The 23847-nt window shown below is 33.6% G+C and carries 16 protein-coding genes; 6 read left to right on the top strand and 10 right to left on the bottom strand.

Going from position 1 to position 23847, the window contains the following annotated elements:
- Positions 1-59 precede the first annotated feature (59 nt).
- Positions 60-1400: an FAD-dependent oxidoreductase gene (locus ABEB31_RS07810; RefSeq protein WP_347050791.1), complete on the bottom strand. Its 1341-nt coding sequence runs from the start codon at positions 1398-1400 to the stop codon at positions 60-62.
- Positions 1401-1590: 190 nt separating this feature from the next.
- Between ABEB31_RS07810 and ABEB31_RS07815 the strand changes: the two genes are divergently transcribed.
- The 3 genes from ABEB31_RS07815 to ABEB31_RS07825 all read left to right on the top strand — a co-directional run bounded on the left by ABEB31_RS07815 (position 1591) and on the right by ABEB31_RS07825 (position 5782).
- Entirely contained in the window at positions 1591-2385 is a 795-nt protein-coding gene (locus ABEB31_RS07815; RefSeq protein ID WP_347050792.1) for a helix-turn-helix domain-containing protein, read from the top strand.
- Positions 2386-2458: 73 nt separating this feature from the next.
- Positions 2459-3967, top strand: a complete 1509-nt coding sequence (locus ABEB31_RS07820) for a serine hydrolase domain-containing protein (RefSeq protein WP_347050793.1) — start codon at positions 2459-2461, stop codon at positions 3965-3967.
- Between the two features lie 381 nt (positions 3968-4348).
- Positions 4349-5782, top strand: coding sequence for a serine hydrolase (locus tag ABEB31_RS07825; protein ID WP_347050795.1), 1434 nt, complete (start codon positions 4349-4351; stop codon positions 5780-5782).
- Between the two features lie 179 nt (positions 5783-5961).
- Here ABEB31_RS07825 and ABEB31_RS07830 read toward each other — a convergent pair whose 3' ends face one another.
- Positions 5962-8352 (bottom strand): penicillin acylase family protein, encoded by a 2391-nt coding sequence (locus ABEB31_RS07830; protein ID WP_347050797.1) that lies wholly within the window; start codon positions 8350-8352, stop codon positions 5962-5964.
- 110 nt (positions 8353-8462) lie between these two features.
- On the opposite strand from ABEB31_RS07830, the gene ABEB31_RS07835 reads away from it, so the two are divergent.
- The 3 genes from ABEB31_RS07835 (at position 8463) to ABEB31_RS07845 (ending at position 12568) form a co-directional block, all read left to right on the top strand.
- Positions 8463-10019, top strand: a complete 1557-nt coding sequence (locus ABEB31_RS07835) for a hypothetical protein (protein ID WP_347050799.1) — start codon at positions 8463-8465, stop codon at positions 10017-10019.
- A gap of 145 nt (positions 10020-10164) precedes the next feature.
- Positions 10165-11979: a hypothetical protein gene (locus tag ABEB31_RS07840; protein WP_347050800.1), complete on the top strand. Its 1815-nt coding sequence runs from the start codon at positions 10165-10167 to the stop codon at positions 11977-11979.
- Between the two features lie 37 nt (positions 11980-12016).
- Complete coding sequence (locus ABEB31_RS07845; RefSeq protein ID WP_347050802.1) at positions 12017-12568, top strand: hypothetical protein; 552 nt, start codon at positions 12017-12019, stop codon at positions 12566-12568.
- Between the two features lie 72 nt (positions 12569-12640).
- Here the strand turns inward: ABEB31_RS07845 and ABEB31_RS07850 are convergent, their stop codons facing one another.
- The 8 genes from ABEB31_RS07850 to ABEB31_RS07885 form a co-directional block, all read right to left on the bottom strand.
- Positions 12641-13081, bottom strand: coding sequence for a YMGG-like glycine zipper-containing protein (locus tag ABEB31_RS07850; protein WP_347050804.1), 441 nt, complete (start codon positions 13079-13081; stop codon positions 12641-12643).
- 197 nt (positions 13082-13278) lie between these two features.
- Entirely contained in the window at positions 13279-14559 is a 1281-nt protein-coding gene (gene kynU / locus ABEB31_RS07855; protein WP_347050805.1) for a kynureninase, read from the bottom strand.
- Positions 14560-14732: 173 nt separating this feature from the next.
- Positions 14733-15782, bottom strand: a complete 1050-nt coding sequence (gene queA, locus ABEB31_RS07860; RefSeq protein ID WP_347050806.1) for a tRNA preQ1(34) S-adenosylmethionine ribosyltransferase-isomerase QueA — start codon at positions 15780-15782, stop codon at positions 14733-14735.
- Between the two features lie 423 nt (positions 15783-16205).
- Positions 16206-17438: a 3-phosphoshikimate 1-carboxyvinyltransferase gene (aroA, locus tag ABEB31_RS07865; protein ID WP_347050808.1), complete on the bottom strand. Its 1233-nt coding sequence runs from the start codon at positions 17436-17438 to the stop codon at positions 16206-16208.
- Between the two features lie 98 nt (positions 17439-17536).
- On the bottom strand, positions 17537-17863 hold the full coding sequence (locus ABEB31_RS07870) for a nucleotide pyrophosphohydrolase (RefSeq protein WP_041518431.1): 327 nt from the start codon (positions 17861-17863) through the stop codon (positions 17537-17539).
- A gap of 3 nt (positions 17864-17866) precedes the next feature.
- On the bottom strand, positions 17867-19855 hold the full coding sequence (locus tag ABEB31_RS07875; RefSeq protein ID WP_347050809.1) for a DUF3858 domain-containing protein: 1989 nt from the start codon (positions 19853-19855) through the stop codon (positions 17867-17869).
- 1 nt (position 19856) lies between these two features.
- A complete protein-coding gene (locus ABEB31_RS07880) occupies positions 19857-21869 on the bottom strand; it encodes a DUF3858 domain-containing protein (protein ID WP_347050810.1) in 2013 nt (670 codons plus the stop codon).
- 34 nt (positions 21870-21903) lie between these two features.
- Entirely contained in the window at positions 21904-23811 is a 1908-nt protein-coding gene (locus tag ABEB31_RS07885; protein WP_347050811.1) for a DUF3858 domain-containing protein, read from the bottom strand.
- Positions 23812-23847: the final 36 nt, after the last annotated feature.

Raw genomic sequence — 23847 nt, forward strand, 5'->3', positions numbered from 1 at the left:
TTTTTGATTACAATAAAACTTTAATGAGCTTATATTACTTATATCGTTCAAAAAAAAAATTATTTGGAAAGCAATTCCAGAATCTTATTCTCAACTTCCGGCGTATTCCAGATATTTTCGATATCGTTCAGCTTTAAAACTTCTTCCATAATAGCGTTTTGAAAATCTCCAATAGCCAGTGCTTCTGCATAAGGACGATCGCTAAAAGTTACGCGACTATAAAGTGGAATCCATTTATCGGGATGCTTCTCAGAAAACACTTTTTCTATTTTCTTTTGGAGTAAAAACTTTTCATCTGCTGTTTTGGTACTCATTTCAAGGAAATTTCGATACGAAAGTTCGGCAATGGCATCTGCATTTGGCTTTCTTGAAATTTGATATTCTGAAAAAATCTTTTTCCAATCATCCTGGTACTTTTCAATCATTTCACTTAAAACGGTAATATCCTCAAAACCAGCATTCATTCCCTGTCCATAAAATGGCACAATAGCATGACAGGCATCACCAATTAAAGCAATTTTATTTTCAAAAGTCCACGGAAAACATTTCATCGTTACCAGTGTACTTGTCGGATTTTTAAAGAAATCGTTGGCCAGCTCGGGAATTACTTCAATCGAATCGGGAAAGTTTTTCTCAAAAAAATCTTCAACCATTTTTCGATCCGTAAGCGATTCAAATGAATTATCGCCTTCAAAAGGCATAAATAAAGTACAAGTAAAACTTCCGTCAAGATTTGGAAGCGCAATTAACATGTATTCGCCTCTCGGCCAAATATGAAAAGAGTTTTTATCTAACTTATGTGTTCCGTCAGCATTGGCGGGAATATTCAATTCTTTGTAACCCATATTCAAAAATTCCTGCGAATAGTTGAACATACTTTGACGCTGCATTCTGTGGCGAATTCTCGAAAAAGCACCATCTGCACCAAAAACCATATCGTATTTTCGTTCTTCCCATTCTCCTCTTTCACTTTCACCTATATGCAAAGTAGCATCACTTAAAGTAACATCCCAGATTTTCTGCTCAAAATAAAACTCAGCACCGGCATTTTCTGCCAAATCAATCATTCTTCGGTTCAGTTTTCCTCTTGAAATGGAGTATATCGCTTCTCCATCCTGCCCGTAATTCTGAAAATTCAATTTATCGACCAAATGAATGGCGCGTTTGTCCATTGGAATTGCTATTTCGCGAACCGAATCGCCAATGCCGACAGCGTCCAGCGCTTTCCAACCACGATTGGACATTGCCAGATTAATTGAACGACCAGAAAAATTAATTTTACGAATATCGGGACTGCGATCATAAACATGAACGGTATGACCAGCTTTTTTAAGATAAATTGCCAGAAGCGATCCTACAAGTCCAGAACCTACAACTGCAATTTTTAGTGAAGTTTGCATTGAGCGAAATCTAAAATATGAATCGTAAAAATAAGTAATTAATATACATCAGCTTTAAAATAAATAATTTATTTGACTATAGGCTTTAATATTTATTGGCCGTCCTGCATTAATCATTTAAATTCGTTTTATTACCATACCAACTTTGATTTAAAATAGTAATTTAGTGTCGTTATGAAATCATAAAAAAATGAGCCTTTATTCAGAACATTATGTCTCGTCAAGATCCGAAAGATTTGTCAACAAAATATGGTGCCTTGATAACAGCATCGGCGAAAGCCCGATAGAGAATAAACTCGTTTTACCTAACGGCTGTTTTAATCTTGCAATTGTAAATGGAAACGGAATCGAAGTTCATACGAGTAAAAAAAAATACCAAATGAACGAAGGTATTTTCTTTTGCTCACAAATGACCAATAAAGTTCTGGTTAACATGCAACCAAAGACAAGAGTTACCATTATTCAGCTTCATGCGTGGACAATTTCGATGTTTCCAAAATATGATTTAAATACTTTTTTAGATTCCATTATTAAACTTAATTCCGAAGAACTGCCTTTTACTATTGCAAATGATTTTAATATCGATACTTTATTAAATACGATTAACACCTACTTTGAAGCTTTGACTCGTTTAAATCCAGATAAAAATCTGATTGAAAAAATAAGCGAAATTATTAAAAATGAGAAAGAAGAAATTTCGGTTTCGCATATTAGCACTACTTTAAAGAGTTCTCAGCGTTTACTGCAGCTTAAATTTAAAGCATCAACAGGATTGACGATCAAAAAGTACATTCAAATACTAAAATTCAGAAAATCGGTTGATCAAATGGTAAGTGCCGATTTAGAAAAAATGAATTTAACTGAAATTGCACTTTATAATAAGTATTTTGATCAGTCTCATTTTATTAAAAAGTTTAAAGATGTAACCAAAACGACGCCGAAAACATTTGATCCCGATTCTTATTTTCTTTCTCAAAAAAGATAAAATTTCGCTTTTATACAATTTTGTGATTGGTAACTGAAGTATTTTTGCACCTCATCAATCAATCAATCATAAAATGAAAATCAATTTATCTTTTTTCCAATTAAAAATTCTCTTTACGGCATTCTTTATTTTTCACTTTCAAATGGGTTTTTCTCAGGAAGAGAAAAGCTCAGTTTTGTATAAAACCATTATTTCCAAAGACAGTCTTCTGTTTAATATTGGTTTTAATACCTGTGACATTAAACAATTTGAAAATCTGTATACGGAAGATTTTGAGTTCTATCACGATAAAGACAGTATTTCAGACAAAGCCAAATTTATAAAGACCTTTACAATTGGCATCTGTTCTCCATCGAGAAAATACAGTTATCGAAGAGAACTTATTCCAGGAAGTACAGAAATTTATCCTTTGTATAAAAAAGGCATTTTATACGGAGCGATACAAATGGGAACACACCGTTTTTATGAAATTTCAGCAGAAAATCCGGAACAGCCGGGAAGCTTTGCTAAATTTACGCATCTCTGGCTTCTTAAAAACAAAGAATGGAAACTCGCAAGATCGCTAAGTTACAACCATCAAATGACCACTTCTACAGCAGATAAATCAGCACTTTTTGATAATCAGCAGGAAACTGAAAATTGGCTGAAAGAAAACAACATCCCCGCTTTAGGAATCGGAATTATTACAGATGGAAAACTGAAACAGGTAAAAGTTTTTGGCGAACTTAAAAAAGGTATTTCTGCACCGTACAATACAATCTGGAATGTGGCTTCTTTAACAAAGAATGTTACTGCATTTGTAACTTTAAAACTGGTTAGTCAGGGAAAATGGAATCTGGACGAACCTTTATCAAAATACTGGACAGATCCTGATATTGCAAAAGATCCAAATCATAAATTATTGACAACAAGAATTGTTTTGAGCCATCAGACCGGTTTTCCAAACTGGAGATATTTGAACGAATCTAAGAAATTGGATTTTAAATTTAAACCCGGAACAAAATATCAATATTCTGGTGAAGGGTTTGAATATTTGAGAAAAGCTCTGGAAAAGAAATTTCATAAAACGTTAGATCAATTGACATCAGATCTGATTTTTGAACCTTTCAAAATGAATGACTCGCAACTAGTTTGGAATGACAAACTTGATCTTTCGAGGTTCGCAACTGGATATGACAATAAAGGTAATGCTTATGAACCAACCAGAATTAAAACTGCAAATGCAGCCGACGATCTTATGACTACAATCTCAGATTACGGAACATTTTTATCAAGCGTAATGAATGGCAATGGTTTGAGTTCGTCGGTTTTTAGTGAAATGACTGCGCATCAGGTTCAAACTAAAAAAGACAAATATTTTGGTTTAGGATTTGAAATTTATGATTTAGGAAACGAGAATTATGCGTTGTCTCATGGCGGCGCAGATAAAGGCGTTCAGACTATATTTATCTTACTTCCGAAAACAAAACAAGGTTTAATTATTTTTACCAATGTGGACGACGGTTATAAAATTTACGAAAATATACTGGTGCATTATTTGGGAGAAAACGGAAGAAAAATAGTCGATATTGAAACAAAATAATTAGCAATTCGACTTTAAATCAATTTTAATTCGGAGTAATATGATTAAATTATTTATTCTTATTTTAATGTATTTTAGTAAAGTGCTGACACTTTAAAATTTATATAAAACATTTGTTAGTTATGAGCATAGACCAGCTTTAAAAGTATTTTGGTCTATGCTCTGCTTTTTTATATTATATCAAAAAAAATAAAAAAGTGTGCTATTTCTGAAACCAAATCGTAAAACGATCGTCTAACCTTTATAAACAGAAATTTATTACAATATAAAAATCGTAATTTCGATTTAAATTATTGAATATCTTTTCTTTATTAAGTTTCAGTCATCAATCAAAAAACGAATCATTTCATTAATCTTAAAACCAATAATCAATCATTTATTATGAAAAAATCAATCAGACTCATTGCGCTTTTTATTGCTTTTCAATTTTCGGCATTTTCTGTTTTTGCTCAGGATAAAGTGCAGAAAATCGAACAGCTTTTGAGCAAATACAACGAATACGGACAATTTAACGGTTCTGCTCTGGTGGCAGAAAATGGAAAAGTAATTTTCAAAAAAGGTTTTGGTGCTGCCAATATGGAATGGAATATTCCGAACCAAAGCGATACAAAATTCCGCTTAGGATCTATCAGTAAACAATTTACCGCACTTTTGATTGTAAAACTGGCAGAAGACGGAAAATTAAAATTAGATGTTCCTATTACCACTTATCTAACGGACTATCCAAAAGAAAATGGGGATAAAATTACAATTCATCAGTTATTGACACATTCTTCGGGAATTCCAAATTATACCAATGCGCCAGGTTTTTTTAAGGATAAAGCCAGAAATCCTTATACTCCAACAGAATTCGTAAAAACTTTTTCGAGTTTGCCATTAGAATTTACTCCGGGTGAAAAATTCAATTACAGCAATTCCGGTTACTTTTTATTGGGTTATATTGTTGAAAAAGTTAGCGGTAAAACGTATGAGCAATATTTACAGGAAGTTATTTTTACACCTTTAAAAATGGTTAATTCCGGTTACGATCACAATGATGTAATTTTAAAAAACCGCGCTGCAGGTTATGAAAAACAAGGCAAAAAAATTACAAACGCTGCTTATTTGGACATGAGTATTCCGTACGCGGCTGGATCTTTATATTCTACTGTTGATGATTTGTATTTATGGGATCAGGCGCTTTATACGAATAAATTGCTTTCTCAAAAATCAATTGAATCATTATTTAAACCTTACATCAAAGCTGGCGGCGCATCTTACGGTTACGGATGGTTTGTTGAAGAAGATGAAAATGGAAAAACAGTCGGTCATGGCGGCGGAATCAATGGTTTTAACACTATAATTTCGCGAAACTTTAAAAATAAAAATCTGGTTGTTTTATTGAATAATACCGGAGGAACTGTTTTGGGAGAAATGACGGATGCCATTAATAATATACTTTTCGGAAAACCATTTAATCAGCCACAGAAATCACTGGCTCTGGATTTATTAGATATTTATACAGAAAAAGGTGCTGCAACCGGAACAGAAACTTATAAAAAACTAAAAGCTGATCCGACGTTTGCTATTAAAGAAAGCGATATGAACAGAGTAGGTTACCAACTTTTGCAGGACGGAAAAAAGAAAGAAGCGATCGAGGTTTTCAAAATCAATGTAGAAACTTTCCCGAAATCCGGAAATGCTTATGACAGTTTAGGCGAAGCTTATTTAGCAGATGGCGATAAAAAACTGGCGATTATCAATTATAAAAGATCGGTTGAGTTGGATCCAACTAATGAAAATGGGAAAAAGGTTTTGGCGGAAATATCTAAATAAGGCGCTAAGATTCTGAGACACTAAGTTGCTAAGATATTCCTTTGACGAATATTTAAAAAGAAACCCTAATGTATTAATCGTATATTAGGGTTTCTTCTTTAGTTTATTTTTTAATGCAAAAAATTATTTCTGGAAATCAAAGAGCGACTCTGTAGCTTTGTCTTTTTGAAACTTTGCAGCTAACCTTTAGGCTTAAAAACCAATTTGGTTGACGTCTTTATAATTTCCTCCTTATTCAGTTTCATTTTTCTAAACTTTCCTGCGTTATACATTTCTGCCTGATCGTCATAATGTTTGCTAAAGGGATTTCCGGATTGTCCTGTTGGTAAAATACTCCAGCTGTTCTCTACATCTGCAAAATCAACAATTCTTCTAGTTGAAGGTCCGCCTTTGGTATAATATTTTCCTTCGTCATTAAAACCAAAAAATAAATTATTAATTACCTCATTAGAACCCGGAGAATTAAACGGCCCAACATTAAACAAACCGCGCAGTGCTTTTACTTTTCCAAGCGGATGTTCATGTTCTACGGTATGAACTGTTCCCCATTTCCATTCTGAAATATTATTTCCCAATTGATTTTTAAGGGAAATAACAGCATCTCTGAAAGCCTTCGAAATAATATCTGTTCTTGTTTCTTTTTTGTTTTTAGTCTGAATATTATCCCACCAGACCGAATTTTCATTCTTAATCTGATTAGCAATAACTTGCTTGCCCGTAGAAATTCCTAAAAACAAATCGAAATTTTCTTTGCCCATTTCATCCTGAAAAGTATTTTTCAAATAGAGGTAAATCCACTTATTATAGATGGTTGGCGCAATATCTTCTAAATTAGTTGTTCCTTTCCAGGATTTTAAAACATTCAAAACTTGTTTTTCTTCCTTCGAAAGTGTTTCATGATTTAAAACTGAAACAAGGTTTTTAACAACTTCCACCGCAACATCAGAGGTGTTATCAAAAATCATTTTGCTGATGGCTTCTTTATCCCAGTCTGATCTGGCATCCAGAATTCCTGAAATTCTTTTGGCACGGTCTTCAGGCAGATAATAGCCCGGATATAAAAAACCATTGTCAATAGCTTCCGGCTGATTATTTGCCGAGTAAACATATCCCCATTCAGGATTTTCTGCAGATGGATTTTTTTCAAAATCGAAAAATGCCTTTATATCATCTTTTCCGTCTGCACCGTTTAAAATTAAATGAGTATTTACGCCTTCATTATGTCTGTACAATTTGCCGCTCGCCCACCAGCCAACATTTCCTTTGGCATCCCCATACATTACATTTAAACCCGGTGCAGCAATCAGACTGACTGCCTTTTTAAAATCTGTTGTGTTTTTGGCATGCGAAAGTCCGTACGCTGCTTCAAGAATCTGAATTGGTTCCCTTGTATACGTCCACGACATTGCAATCGGGTTTTTCTTTTCCAGACGTTCCATAAAATCATTCATAACAGGACCATGTCGGGTTGACTTAACGGTTATAATAACATCTGACGAATCTTTAACTTTAATAGTTTTTTTTCTGATTTCGTATTTACTAAAGCCGTTTGGAGTTTGGTATTGAGAAGAATCATCTGGTTTATTCTTTTCCTGATAAAAATCGATATCATCATTTTCAAACATTGTCAGACCATACGCATAATCGCGGTTATGAGCCAAAAGCGGAAACGGAGTTCCTGCCAGATAACAGCCATATAATTCGTGTTGCGGTGTTATCAAATGTGCTTCGTACCATGTTGCCGGCTGCGAAAATCCAATATGCGGGTCATTTGCAAAAATTACTTTCCCGCTTTTTGATTTATGAGGCCCAACTACCCAGCTGTTACTGCCAACAAATGCCGGAACCGGAGATTGATCCAGCATGGCTGTAATCGATTTTGAAATTGCTGAATATTCTTCTGCACGCTCTTTAGAAATTTTAATTCTCGTTGTATTAAATTCACCTTCAATTCCTAAATCTTTCAAATATTCGGCTCCGTATTTATTTTTTATATCCGTTAGCAAGGGATCGGTTTTTTGTGCCATTGCAAAGCTGAAAGACATGTATCCAAAAATATTGTAAACATCTTCTATGGTAAATTTTTGTTTTTTAACTCCAACCAAAGTAAACTCAATTGGCGTAACTCCTTCTTCCATATATTGGTTAATTCCGTCCAGATAAGACTGCGTCAGTTTATAACTCTCACTGTTTTTATCCAGTTTGGCAATCGCTTTCGCGGAAGCCTCTTCAATGCCAATTCCGGCAAAAAATTTATCGTTTTTAAGTGCAACACCTCCGAAAATTTCAGAAAGTCTTCCGGGCGCAATTCTTCGCAATAATTCCATTTGCCACAATCTCTCCTGAGCATGTACATAACCGAGGGCTGTCATGGCATCTTTTTCAGAATCTGCATAAATGTGCGGTACTCCAAAATCATCAAAATAAACAGTCGTTTCCTTTTCCAGATTTTTCAGTTGTAATTCGCCTTCATATTTTGGTTTTAAATGGAAAATATAAGCAAACAGACCAATTGCGATTACCACAATTAAGATTACTAACACAAGCAGAATTCTTTTTATTATTTTCATATTAAAATAAGGGGATGAAAATTCGTAATAGTATAAACTTTCTCTTAAATTTTATAAGAGGAAATGATATTTAAAAGTCTAAATTTATGTATTTAAAATCAATACTATAAATGTCCCTCTATAAAAAAATAGCAATTGGAGTAATTTCTCTTTTAATTCTATTAATTTTTGCCAATGTTGGTTTAAATTACTGGATAAAGAAACAGCTTCCGGTTATCATTCATGAGAAAAACAAAACTGCTTATAATATCAATTATGAAAAAGTTGAAGTTTCTCTTTTCTCAAGGAACATTTACGCTGAAACTTTATTGGTAGATCCTAAAAACGCCCCAAAAGACAGCAAGAACGGACTTTTCTCCAAAATCGAATCTATTACCATAAAACATTTTAACATCTGGGATCTGGCTTTTCGCGATATTATTCAGGCAGAAAGCATTATCATTAATAAGCCGCGTGTAATTTTATATAAAAAGGGCGAAAAACTAATCAATAACAGCAAAAGTATTAAAAGCGAAATTGTTGATCCGTTCAGAAAAATCATTGCCGTTTCTAATATATACGTAAATGACGGAACTGTCGACGTTGTTTCACTCGATACCGAAAAACCAATTTTTAGCGTAAAAAAAATTCTTTTAAAACTGGAAGGCATTTTAATTACCGATGCTACATTAAAAGAAAAAATTCCGCTACAATATAAAACGTACACGCTGGTTATCGATAGTTTATTCTACAGACCAAGTGCATTTTATCACATCAATGTTGGAAAAATAAGCACTGAGAAAAACTTTTTAAAAATTAATAATTTCACTCATATTCCGCAATTTAACAGAAGAGAATTTACCAAACGACTGGAAAAAGAAAAAGATATTTATACTTTAAAATTTGATTCGGCGCAAGTTCAAAAATTAGATTGGGGATTTAAAAACGATCGTTTTTATCTAAAAGCAAATTCCATGGTAATCAATCACTTTGACGCGAATGTCTACCGCGGAAAAATGCCAAAAGATGATTTAAGCAAAAAATATCTTTACAATCATTTGTTGCGAAATATTAATTTTCCGCTTCAGATTGATACTTTACAAATTTTAAAATCTAAACTGGTTTACGAGGAAGAAATTGATTTTTCAAAAGGTCCCGGCATTTTAACTTTTGACAAATTCAATCTGCAGGCCACCAATCTTAGAAGTGGTTTTGGAATGAAAAAAATGAATGATGTTAAAATTAAGGTGAATTGCATTTTCATGAAAAATTCTCCGCTAAATGTTGACTGGAGATTTAATGTTCTGGACAAGAATGACGGTTTTCATATTCAGGGTATAATCTCAAATTTTAATGTAGCGGCAATGGGACAATTCAGTAAGCCCTACATGAACGCTTCATTTACCGGGACATTTCATAAATATCGCTTTAACTTTTATGGAAATGATAATATCTCAAAAGGAAATGCTTCTTTAGATTATGACGACCTGAAAGTGAAATTATTCAAAAAGAAAAAGCCGGAAAAAGAGGCAAAACTTAAAAGTGCGATCGTCAATTTATTAGTTAAAAATGATTCTAAAGACAAAACCAAAACTGCAGAAGTAGAATTGGAAAGAATTCAGGAAAAATCGTTTTATAACTTTTTATGGAGAAGCATTGCAGAATCTTTGAAGAAGATTTTGATATAATGCATTTGCCAGAAATCTTTACAAATTAATCCTTAGAAATGGTGTACTTCATTGTGATGGACACTACAACTTCCAAACCTGACAATTATCAGGTTTTAAAAAAAAATATTTTTTTTCATTTGCTTCTATTTTAATCTGAATACAAATGACAAAAAAAAATATGCATACCTTTCATATTCCGGTAATGGGACTCGCCTATACAATTGACAGTCCCATTCGTGTGGCACAATATGGAATTTCCTCTGTTATCGCACTTGCGGATGATGATCTGATTGAAAAGATGCGCAATTTTTACAGCACAAAATTTAATATTCCTTACGAAGAAATCACTCAGAAATTTCATGATTACCGCGCGCAGCGAATCACTTCGTATTTAAATCTGGTCGATAAAATTGTACAGGAAAAATTTGAAAGTTTTAAAACCGAATTAACCGAAAGCAAAACCGCTCTGGAAAACTTTATTTCGATGTTGCCCAATACTTCAGACATCAAAAAGGGTTTTCAAAATTTACTGGATGACGGAATTTCTTTTAAGGAAAACATTAAAAACTATATTGAATCGCATCTCTTTCCCGGAGAAATCGACGTCAATATTATGACGAAACTGGACAAAGACAATTTCATCAAAAACGAACAGCTTCCAATTGAATTTAATGATGCTCATGCTGCCTTAAGAGGTTTTGCAAACAGCAATCTGGAATCTTCTGTTGTACTTTCTGCCGGAATGAATCCTCGTCTTTACAGCTATTTTGAAAACTTTAAAGACTTTTTTCCAAATGAAAATAACGAACTCAAAAAGAAAATCATCCTGAAAGTAAGCGATTTCAGATCGGCTATGATTCAGGGAAATTTTTTGGCTAAAAAAGGACTATGGGTTTCCGAATACCGAATTGAATCGGGTTTAAATTGCGGCGGTCATGCCTTTGCTACCGACGGACTCTTACTGGGCACGATTTTAGAAGAATTTAAAGAGAAAAAGGAGCAATTGGTACAATCTGCCCACGAATTAATGATTAAAGCTTTACAGCTAAAAAATCAGCATTATCCGGAAACTCCTTTAAAAATAAAAGTCACTGTTCAGGGCGGTGTCGGAACTTCGGCAGAACACGAATTTTTATTAGACCAATACAATGTTGATTCTGTAGGTTGGGGCTCGCCTTTTTTACTGGTTCCGGAAGCAACTTCTGTAGACAAGGAAACGAGAAAATTATTAATGAATGCCAAAGAAGATGACTTTTATCTTAGTAATATTTCTCCTTTAGGAGTTCCGTTTAATACTTTGAAAGGAACTTCAAACGAATTTTTTAAACAAAAAAGAATCCAGGAAAATAAAGCAGGAAGTTCCTGTCCTAAAAAATTCCTGGCTTTAAGCAAAGAATATGATTCACACGGAATTTGTACTGCTTCAAAAAAATACCAGGATATTAAACTGGAAGAACTGGAAAGTATGAAGGATGCTTTATCGGCAAAAGAATTTGAAAAACAGCAAATAAAGATAACCGAAAAATCCTGTTTGTGTGTGGGTTTGGCCAATGCTTCTTATCTGGAAAATAATATAAAAATAAAAGGCCAGTCACAAGGAGTTGTAATTTGCCCCGGACCAAATCTGGCTTACTTTGATCAGGAAGTTACATTGAAAGAAATGGTTCAGCACATCTATCTTGGAAAATCGGTTATCAGAACAAATGATCGTCCCCATATTTTTGTAAAAGAACTCAAGATGTATGTGGATTATTTTAGAAATGAAATTCAATCTGTTGCAGGAGAACTTTCGACTGCGCAAATTAAAAAATGGAATACTTTCAAAACTAATCTTCTGGAAGGAATTGATTATTATCAACAACTGTTTTCTAATTCATTTTATTTTAAAAACGATATGCAGAAAATTAAAAATGATTTTGATATGTACAAGTTAGAATTAATGGAGATTAAAATACCGGAAAATAAATACATTGTATAATCTTTGCAGATTAATAAGGCATAAATAATTTAAAAATATGGTGCGGTATTTTGCTTTCCTATTATTCTCATCTTGTTGTTTTGCTAAAAATCTAAAACTTGCAGATTTTTCTGCTATAGATTTCGGAATTGAACGATATGTCGCTGAAAAGATCATTGGCAAACCGCATTCGATTTTAAAATCTGATATTAATTATTATGTGTATAATTTAGAGAATTCCTGCATGGTTAAATTGGCATATGATAAGAACAATAAGTTAAGTATGTTTTATTTCATCGACTCTTGCAAAAGGCAATATAAGTTACAAGAAGGAGAAAAAGAAAACAAGCCTTTTGTTTACAATACTGACAATGAAAAATCTAAAACATTAATGACTCAGGATTTTTGTGTAGTAAAATCAGGAATGCACTATACTCAGGTCGAAAAATTACTAGGCAAACCTTCGCATAAGGGATTTGGCATCATTTGGAAAATATATAAATTTACTGACCATTCTTATATGAAATTATGGTACAATAATGACACATTGCTTTTCTTTAAATTTGTGGATAATGTGGGGCGTGAATATGATTTATGCGACAAATTTTAAAGATTATTATAAAATAAAAGGGAACGAATATTCGTTCCCTTTTATTTATCAACTTGTATGTCTTAAAAAGAATTATTCTTTTTTCTTTTTCTCGTCTATAACAGCACCTGTACCTGTTCCTAAAGCAGCACCGGCTAATCCGCCGATAATGGCACCTTCACCTTTTTTCTTACTAACAATAGCTCCGGTTGCAGCACCTACTCCTGCTCCAATTACAGCACCTTTTGCAGTTGCGCTCCAGCCTTTCTTTTTTGTAGTGGTAGTAGTTGTAGCTGCAGTTCCATTTGCCTGTTGGTGCACTACAACAACTTTTTCTTTTTGAGTCTCAACTTTCTGTGCTTCTTTTATATTTGCCATTTCGGTCTTCATCGAATCGATAACACGCTGTTTGTCAATTTCAACTTTCATTGAATCAATACTGGCTTGTTTGGCTTTATTTAACTCTTCTTTACTTTGTTGTTGTTGACAAGAAGTTAAAAGTATCGCTGCTAATAAAATATATAAGCCTTTCATGATTGTAATTTTTAAAATTATACATTACAAAGGAAGGAATATTTGTTTTGAAAGTATTACAAGATTATAACGATCTTTTATAAAATTAAAAGAAATTATTAAAGAACAAAGTTACAAAGTCGCAAAGGTTCAAAGATTTATTTAGATTAAACTATTAATTTTTGAATTAAGGTCTGAAAGCTTATTGCATTATTTGATTACATATCTTTTTGTAAAATTCCCTTTTTCAGAATCTGACCAAAATCATACATATCCTCATAAGAGCAATATAATGGAACTGGCGCCAGACGAATTACATTTGGTTCGCGCCAATCTGTAATAACTCCGTTTTTCATTAAATAATCAAATAAAGTTCTTCCTTCACCGTGTAGAAAAACCGATAATTGCGAGGCTCTTTCTGCAGGATTTGATGGTGTAATAATCTCAAAATTCCCTTTTACTTCTTTATCAATTTCATGAAGAATAAACTCTAAATAAGAAGTGATATGATCTCGTTTTTTAATTAAGGCATCCATTCCAACCTCTGCAAACATATCGACAGAAGCCAGATAAGGTGCTAAAGAAAGAACCGGAAGATTACTAATCTGCCAGCCATCTGCACCGTGAACAGGATTAAATGTTGGCTCCATCTTAAAGCGACGTTCTTTGTTATGTCCCCACCAGCCTGCAAATCTTGGTAAATCTGAATGGTGGTGTTTTTCGTGTACAAAACATCCCGAAGCATTTCCCGGTCCGGAATTCATATATTTATAACTGCACCAGGCAGCAAAGTCTACATTCCAGTCATGAAGTTCCAGTTTTATATTTCCTGCAGCGTGGGCCAGATCCCAGCCTACTTTTGCTCCGGCTTTTTGTCCGGCAGCAGTTATTGTTTTAATGTCAAAAACCTGTCCGGTATAATAATTTACACCTCCTATTAAAACCAAAGCCAGTTCGTCGCCAACTTCTTCGATCTTCGCCAGAACATCTTCGAGACGAATATTATGTTCCCCATCACGGCGCTTAATTTCTACAATGGCATCTTCCGGTTTATAACCGTGAAAATTTACCTGGCTCTGAAACATATATTGATCGGACGGAAATGCTTTTTCCTCGCAAATAATTTTATAACGTGTTTTGGTTGGCTGGTAAAAAGAAACCATCAGCAAATGAAGATTGACCGTTAACGTGTTCATTACGGTAACTTCAGTCGGAAGCGCGCCAACAATTTTACTCAAAGGTTCTGCAAATCTTTCCTGATAATCCCACCATGGTTTTTCGGCATAAAAATGACCTTCAACAGCCAGTTCTGCCCAGTCGTTCATTACTTCATCGATGTAGGCTTTGGTACGTTTCGGCTGTAAACCCAATGAATTTCCTGTAAAATAAATAACTCGTTTGTCGTTTACTTTTGGAAATATAAATTGATCCTTATATTGATTTAAAGCATCCTGTGAATCTAGCTGTTGTGCAAACTCGCGTGTATTTTGAAAAGTCATTATTTTTTATTTTGAATCGTAAAAATAGGAAAATGTTTCTTTTGTTTCAGGTTTCATGTTTCACGTTCGTTGCGAAAACTTGAAACCTAATACTTGAAACTTGAAACCATTAAAAAAACAAAAAACCCGACAGGTTTTAAAACTTGTCGGGTTTCTTTATAAAATATCCGAGATTAGATGATTAACATTGCATCTCCGTAAGAATAGAATTTGTATCCTTCTTTGATCGCTTCATCATATGCTTTTTTCATTAAATCATGTCCACAGAAAGCAGAAATCATCATTAATAATGTTGATTTTGGTGTGTGGAAATTGGTAATCATGCAGTTTGCAATACTAAAATCATGAGGAGGAAAAATAAATTTATTTGTCCATCCTTCGTAAGGATTTAAAGTATTTCCTGAAGAAACAGAACTTTCAATGGCACGCATAGAAGTTGTTCCTACGGCACAAATACGTTTCTTTTTAGCTTTAGCATCATTTACAATGTCGCAGGCCTTCTGATTGATAATCAATTCCTCAGAATCCATTTTATGTTTCGATAAATCTTCAACCTCAACCGGATTAAAAGTTCCTAAACCTACGTGTAAAGTTACCTCAGCAAAATTTACTCCTTTGATTTCTAATTTTTTCAAAAGATGTTTAGAAAAGTGTAAACCGGCAGTTGGTGCCGCTACAGCACCTTCTTCTTTGGCATAAATGGTCTGGTATCTTTCTGCATCTTCTGCAGTTACTTCTCTGTTGATGTATTTAGGAATTGGAGTTTCTCCCAGTTCTGTCAATTTGTTTCTGAATTCTTCATAAGAACCGTCGTATAAGAATCGTAAAGTTCTTCCACGAGAAGTTGTGTTATCAATTACCTCAGCAACCAACGAATCGTCATCACCAAAATAAAGTTTGTTACCAATACGAATTTTTCTTGCCGGATCTACTAAAACATCCCAAAGGCGTTGTTCAGAATTTAATTCTCTTAATAAGAAAACTTCAATTCTTGCACCGGTTTTTTCTTTATTTCCATACAAACGTGCAGGAAAAACTTTTGTATTATTTAGAATCAAAACGTCTCCGTCATCAAAATAGTTGATAACGTCTTTAAACATTTTATGTTCTATAGTTTGTTTTTTACGGTCAATTACCATTAAACGAGATTCATCTCTGTTTTCTGCCGGAAATTCAGCCAAAAGTTCTTTCGGTAAATTGAAATTGAAGTGTGATAATTTCATATTTGAATTGTAGATTTTAAAATATAGCTTTTAGATTTTATACCTAAAGCTTTAAATCGGTTGCAAATATACGATTGTGAGATAGGCGTTGTCAAGTGTTTTGACGTTTATTTTCAAAAGTCCTTGATTTTGTGCTGTTTTTAGCTTATAAAAAAATGTTTTAAAACATATAAGTGATATAAGTTCATATTAATTGGAACTAAGTATTTGGCTAATGCCTGAAAATCATAAAAAAACCTCCAGTTAAAACTGAAGTTAATTCAATAAAAAATATTTTAAACCATATAAGTAATGTAAGTTCATATTATTTGAAATCATCCTTTCGGCGAAGCCTAAAATCAAAACAAAAAGCCTCCAGTTAAAACTGAAGGCCAAGTTATTTTTTGAACATTAATTTAAATGAACTTATATTACTTATATGGTTTAATTTGATTCCTCAACCTTGAAATTTAATGCTTTTAAATCATTCCAAAAATCAGGGTACGATTTTGACACCACTTCTGCATCATCAATAATAATGGGTACTTTTATTGCCAAAGGCGCAAATGCCATTGCCATACGGTGATCGTTGTAAGTTGCAATATGAACATCATGATTAATGTTTTCTGAACGAACTAAAGTCAAACTATCATTGGTTACAGAAATATTGGCACCCAATTTTGTTAATTCAATTCTTAAAGCTTCTAATCTGTCGGTTTCTTTAATTTTTAAAGTATGCAGACCTGTTAAATGACATCCAATTCCTAAACCTAAGCAGGTAACTACAATTGTCTGGGCGATGTCCGGTGTATTGTTTAATTCGAAATTGACATCCTGATAATTAAATCCGTCTACTTTTTCCAGAGTCATTTTATTGTTTTGGAAAGTGGTTTTTACTCCCATTTTTTCATACAATGAAACCAACTCAGAATCTCCCTGAAGACTGTCTTCTTTATAACTGCTCAAGGTAATTTTTGCCGCATCTGCCAAAGCCACAAGGCTGAAGAAATAAGAAGCCGAACTCCAGTCAGATTCTACAACCATTTCTTTTGTTTCAACAGCTTTTTTAGGGTAAACCTTAATTACATTTCCTTCAAAGCTGGTTTGAATATCCAGATCCTTCAGCAAAGCCAACGTCATTTTAATATACGGAATAGAAGTAATCTCTCCTTCTAAAGTTAATTCTAAACCATTATCTAATTTGGAAGCCACTAATAAAAGTGCCGAAATGTATTGGCTGCTCACATTGGCTGCCAAAGTTACTTTTGAAGCTGTAACTTTTTTACCTTTAATTCTGATTGGCGGATATCCTTCATTTTTTTCGTATGAAATCTCCACTCCTAACTGAGCCAAAGCTTCAACCAAAATTTTAATAGGACGTTCCTGCATTCTGCTCGATCCTGTCAATACCACTTCTCTTCCTTCGTTTACAGAAAAATAAGCCGTAAGAAAACGCATTGCAGTCCCGGCGTGATGAATATCTACAATTTCATCATTACCTGCCAAAGCTTTCTGCATTACTTCGCTGTCATCGGAGTTGGATGTATTGGCTAAAGTAATATTAGGAAACAATGCTTTTAACAACAATAAACGATTGGTTTCGCTTTTTGATCCTGTAATATTTAGTTGTGAATTTTCAATGGTGAATTGTGAATTCGTGCTTAATTTTAAATTCATGATAGTAATTATGATTAGCGAATTACGTGTACATAATCCGGGCACGCAATTTAGCACTCCTCGCCTTTAAATCAAAATTCACCATTGATATTTCACAATTATTTCAATTTATCATTGTTTTTATGACGGTCTTTGTCGCGAATCGATTTTAAATCCATTTTTTTGTCAAAAGCGGCTTGTAAATCAATTCCGGTCTGATTAGCAAGACATAACACAACAAATACAACATCTGCCAATTCCTCTCCTAAATCTTTATTTTTATCACTTTCCTTTTCAGATTGTTCTCCGTAACGGCGTGCAATAATTCGGGCTACTTCTCCAACTTCTTCTGTTAATTGCGCCATGTTGGTTAATTCATTAAAATAGCGAACTCCGTGTTCTTTTATCCACGTATCAACATCTAACTGTGCATTTTTTAAATCCATTTTTTAAATTTTTTTAAGAACAATTTTTTCATTTTGACAGGCAATTACTTTCTGAAAAAGGGTTTTCAGCGCATCGTAATAATCTGCTGCAAAAATAGTATTGTTAATGTCTTTGGAAAAGGTAAACTGAATTTTGTTTCCGTCATTTAAGACATTTAACATTACAGTTATTGACTTGTCTTCAAGAGAAAAACGGGCTGGCGCCGGAAGAGCTTCAACAATGTAACCTTGCGGTATTTCTAAATTCATTAAATACTTTTCCTGTTTGGGATATCCGAAATAAATACCCATTTGCCTTTGTTCCTGTATAAAAGGATTTTTAGAAGAAGTGAAAAACAACATCGGACTTATGTACAATTTGCCGGCAATATTTTCAACAAAATTATTGGTTTCAAAACTAAAAGTTTCCATTATAGGATCAGAAAGATTTGAAACTTTATTTGTAATCAAGTAATCTGAAATTTTCAAATCTCCCAATCGCTGTTCCAACTTTTCTATATAATTCTCCTCATTTTTATTACTCTCCTGCGTCCTGAATTTATAAGCTTCATAATCTGTCCTTGAAATTCTGGCTTTACCATCAATTTTTCCATCTCCACTCAAAACAGCTGTTATTGTAACGCTTTCTCTTGAAGATTTGACCGGAATCAAATCAATTTGTTTAGAAATTCCGTCGCTTTTAATTAATCTTCCTTTCCAGTTTAAAACATTTAAAGGCAAAATCCCGGGCGATGTATATTTTCGGGAAGCATCTAAAAGAATTTGTTGTCCGTCTATTTCTACAGCAGCAATTACATAATTGAATCCCGTCTGAGTCGGATAAATCGGCACCCCATTTTCAATTGTACTTACTAAAACAGGATCAACCTTAATTCCTGCGACATTAAGCATGTTTATAAGTATGAAATTTATTTCCGCTACATTTCCTGTCTGATCTCTATATGCCTTTTCAACACCTTTTTCTGTGAAGTAACCATTTTTCTCAGTCCAGTTCATTTTATTTTGAACGAATTTAAAAATAGTGTTCATTCTATCTGTCTGAGATTCTACATTGGCTAAACATTTCCTTACATCCTCTAAAAAATAACTTTTCTTATCGAGTTCTTTACCAAAATGATTTTCTTTAAAAATACTTGAAGCGACACCTTCCCAAGTAAGTGCGAAGTCTTTTACAGGCTGATTCGGCATTCTCACTCTTTCCAGTTCGTGCCTTATACTTCCTCTGTAATTTTCAATATTATTTACAAAAGGTTCTTCTTTAAGAGCTGGAATATTTTTACCTGAATAAAATCCGTCAATCTGTTTGTACGTCATTATTTGGCTTTGTCCATATTCATTGCTAAAATTTTGACTTCCACTTACCATTTTAGAATTCTCTTCAATTGGACTTCTTCCGACCAAAAGGGTTTTGTAGATATAAAACTCCGGAAATTCTGTTTTGTACTCAAAATAATTTAGCGGGATGCTGTATTGAAAATCAAAGTCAGGAAATTTGCCAATATATTCAGATTTCAGCACATATTTATATTCGATAACAGATCCGACTTTAACGTTAGGAAGTATTATTGTTTTTTCATTCCAGTATTCGTTAATTTTTTTTTTAAATGTACCCTGACTTTCCAATTTTGTCTTTTCTACTCTTCCATTTTCTAAATTATATGTAGCAGCATTGGAAAATGACAATAAATCTTCATTCAGATTCTGATAACCAACATAATAATGCACTTTTTGGTCTGCCCATTTTAATCCTTCTTTTTTATATATTTTAATCTTAAACTGATAAGTATGAACAGTAGAAAATCCAGTTTTGTCGTTATATACAAAAACAGTCTTTGCTTTTTTGAATAAAATTGCCGCTGGAGCTGACGAATCTGCAGGATGCATTTTTTCCTGCAGTTCGGCAATCGTCACTTTTCCCAGCTCATAATCTTGAGCTTGGATATTTACTATATTTAAAAATAAAGTAATCCAAAGCAAACAGAATTTCTGCATATTAAATACGTTTTAAAACTATTTTTTCTGTTTGTTTGGCAATCATTCCTTTATAGTATTCTTTCAGCATTTCGTATTGTTCTGTAGAAACAATAGCCGAATTAATCTGGTGTGCTACGCTTAACTGAAGTGAATTATCACTTGCAGCAATATTAAATTTAAAGCTTCCCAAATTGTTTTCCATATTGTAGGCAACGGGCGCAGGCATTGTTTCCACAGCAAAACCTTCCGGAATTTTAATAGTAATATTATATTTATCCATAAAAGGAAAACCAAAATCAACCGGATACTCCCTCACATCTTGTTTAAATGGATTTTTATCCTGAGTAAAAAACAACATCGGATTTACATATATTTTCCCTCCAATAAGTTCACATAAATTGTTTCCTGTAAAAGAATACGTTTCAATAGTTGGAGACAAAAGCTCTTTTTCATTGGTTCTCGAATATTCACTCACCTCAATTTTGCTGTTATTGTTTTCCAGTTTTTCAAGATAATCTTCCTCTTTGAGTTTTCCGAAATTTTCTCTGCTAATCATGGCATTGTAGTCGGTACATTGTCTTCTGGCTTTTCCTGTAACTTTTCCCTCGGCATCGATATCGTAATTCATGAAAACAATATCATTGGATGTTTTTTGAGGCATTAAATCTATTTCCTCCGACGAACCATCTTTTCTAATTAATCTTCCCATCCAGTTTAATGTTCTAAGAGGAAGCACGTTTGGAGTAGAGTATTTATCGGTTCCGTCTAATAAAATATATCCGTTTGGAGTTTCAACCGCAGCAATTACATAATTAAACGCATTTCTGTTCGGAAACAAGGCGATGCCGTTGGAACGCGTGCTGACCAAAACCGGATTTGCAGTTAATCCCGAAGATCGAAGCATCGCAGTCAGCATTAAATTAATATCGGCTATATTTCCTGTTTTTTCCTTATATGTTTTTTTAACTCCATTATCACAGCTGTATCCTGTATAACCGTTCCATTTCATGGTCGATTTTACGTAATTTAAAATATTCCAGATTCTTTCATCCTGACCATTTATCCCGGCAAGAAGCTTTTTTAAATCTTCTTCAAAGTAACCCGTTTTATTAAGCTCCGGTCCAAAATCATCATATTCGTAAATCGTTTTTACAACAGAACTCCAATCTGTAGAAAACTCTTTTATCGGGCTGTTTGGAAAATGAATTAACGATAATTCATGTTGCACACTTGAGGTATAATTATCAATATTGTTCACAAAACTTTCCTCTTTCAAAGCTGGAAAATCCTGAGCAACATACGTAACTTCGGTTTCTGTATAATTTATTTTATCAGAAGAAAATTCGGTTGTCGAAACTCGTCCGGTTCCTCTCTCCTTACTGTTGATAGTAATGGATTTAGAATTTTTTAAGGTAGAGATTTTTGGAAATATATACCCTTTTTGTCTTGGTTTAAAGACGTAATATTCCGGATATGCCACTTTAAACTCTGAATAATTTACCGGAATTGAAGTTTGAAAATCCCAATCGCGGACTATACCTTCATTTGGACATCGGATAGTATAGCGAAATTCGATTACAGAGCCTTCTTTAACATTCGGCATCGTTATTTTCTTTTGTCCTCTGTATTTAGAAAGAACCTCGTCAAACGAGCCGTCGCTTTTTAATTTTGTTTTTTCTATTTTACCATTTACAAGATTATAAGTAACAGCATCTGCAAAAAACACTCTTTCCTTAAGGTTGGTCGTATTATAATACCAGACTTGCTGATTGGCCCATTCGTAACCTTCTTTTTTATAAATTTTAATACGCGTTTCCACTTCGGTCATCATACAAAAACCTTCGTTTTGATCATATTCCATTCTGGAAGTTCCTTTTTTATAAAGGACAGCGGCAACAGCCGAAGTATCTTTGGGATGTACTTTCTGTTCTAATTCTGCAACAGAAACTTTTCCCAATCTAAAATCCTGTGAAACTGCTTTGGGAGCGCATAATAATATCACAGAAAAACTGAGTAGTTTTAAAATTTTCATTGGCTGCTTTTGATTGTTTTGGTTATAATGGGGTTTAAGATTTAACTAATATAATTTTGGCGTTGTCATTGCGGGAAATCTGTTCCATAAAGACACGATATTCGTCATATTCTTTATTTGAATATTTACCTTTATTTAGAAACATTGATCGTTTATAAGTTAATTTGTTGTTTTCTTTTTTGATAAGTTCCGTTTTATATTCACCAAACTTTCCTTTTAATTCATAGTTCGAAGGAAGAAATTCTATACCATAGCCAGCCGGCAGACTAATTTCGATTTCGTCTGTATCTAAATAACCGCGTTGGATCTGAAACGGATTTTTTCTGTTTCGAATTCGTTTTACATTTCCTGTATACTGATTAAAAGCATCCACAACAAAAATCATTTTATTACCCAAAATTGCTCCATAATTTGATGCATTTATCTGAACATTTTCGGTAAAACAGGTATTTTCCTTATCATTGGTAAAAGTTATTTTACCTAATTTTAAATTGTTGATATTGTCCCAATACTCTTTATAGTGTTCTTCTTTTTCATTGGGCTGCATTGTCTCAACCCGCGACTTTAATGAATATTGACTTCCTTGCGATGCTATTTTTAAAGAACCCGAAAAATTTCCATTTTCATCGATTGTGTAAGACCCTTTTCCTTCCTGAGTGTTTCCTTTATCCTCATAAATTTTGGTTCTGATGATTTCTCCACCTTCGGGTTTTACGACCAAAACGTCACGATCATCTGTAAAAGTTCCCTGATATCCAAATGGATCATCCTGACTTGTACATTCTAACCAGATGTAATTGTTATTGTTAGGAATCGCCAATATCATATGATTTCCCTGCATGGAAACAAAATCAGACTGAATATCGGACTTGTATCGGTCTCCATATAAAATCGTATTATACGAAGGAACATCTACAACCTGCAAAAGAGCTTTGGTGTAATTGGACAACGCCTTACAATCTCCATATCCTAGACGATCTACGTCGCTTGCCAACATGGGTTTCCAACCGCCAATACCAACCGCAATATTTACATATCTGGATTTTTTCTGTACATAATCGTAAATGATTTTAGCTTTCTTAACAGGGTCTTTTTCATCTCCTACCAGCGCTTTAATTTTTACTTTAGTTTCTTCTGGCAAGATTGTAGTTCCGTTCAGGATTTTCTCGCCATACCATTTTCCAAATACTTCCCAGGTTGTCGCTTTTCCGTCGACTCCTTCTAAGTGAAAATTTTCCAGACCCATCATCACTTTTGGAAAAAGATCGCCATAAGAAGGACTCATATCTTCTTGTTTTTGGGCCACAATATTGGCAGCGGTGTAACTTAACCGGGTATCGCTTTCTGTAGTTTTTTTAATATTGAAATCTGAAAAACGAAATTCTTTCTTTTTGAAACCCAATTCCTTTGGGAAAGTCACGTTCAGAATACTTTTTTCCACACTTAAGTAGTAACCTCCAATAAAGTACCATTGAGGTATAAAAGCGGTATTTGAAGTTTCGACTTCACAAGTATAAACAATTGTAAAAGGATATGAAATCGGAGTATAATCTAAATAAAGAACGCGATTGTCTGAGAAAAGTGTGCTTCCGCTTACTGCACTTTCGTCTCTGAAATCTTTTCTTTTTAGTTTTTTTATTTCGCTTCCCATGCCATCATACACCACAGCTTCTATATTTTTTATTGAAGTTGTTTTATCATAATGATGATAGGCGTCGATATCATTTAAACCTTTTTCATTAAATACCGAAACAATTCTCTGGGTTTTGATGTTCATGCTTCTTTGCGAAGCAATATTGATATCCATTTGGTCTAAACGAACAACTGCATTTGCATTTTGTTTCAGGCTGTCGGTAATTAATAATACCGAGTAATCACTCTTTTGAGCGGAAGAATTAATAATTACGCTAAAAAAAAATAGTGCGCAAAAAAGGTTTTTCATTAGTAAGGATTTTCGTCAAATATATATTATTTTTAG

The organism is Flavobacterium olei (assembly GCF_039749035.1).
Taxonomy (GTDB): domain Bacteria; phylum Bacteroidota; class Bacteroidia; order Flavobacteriales; family Flavobacteriaceae; genus Flavobacterium; species Flavobacterium olei.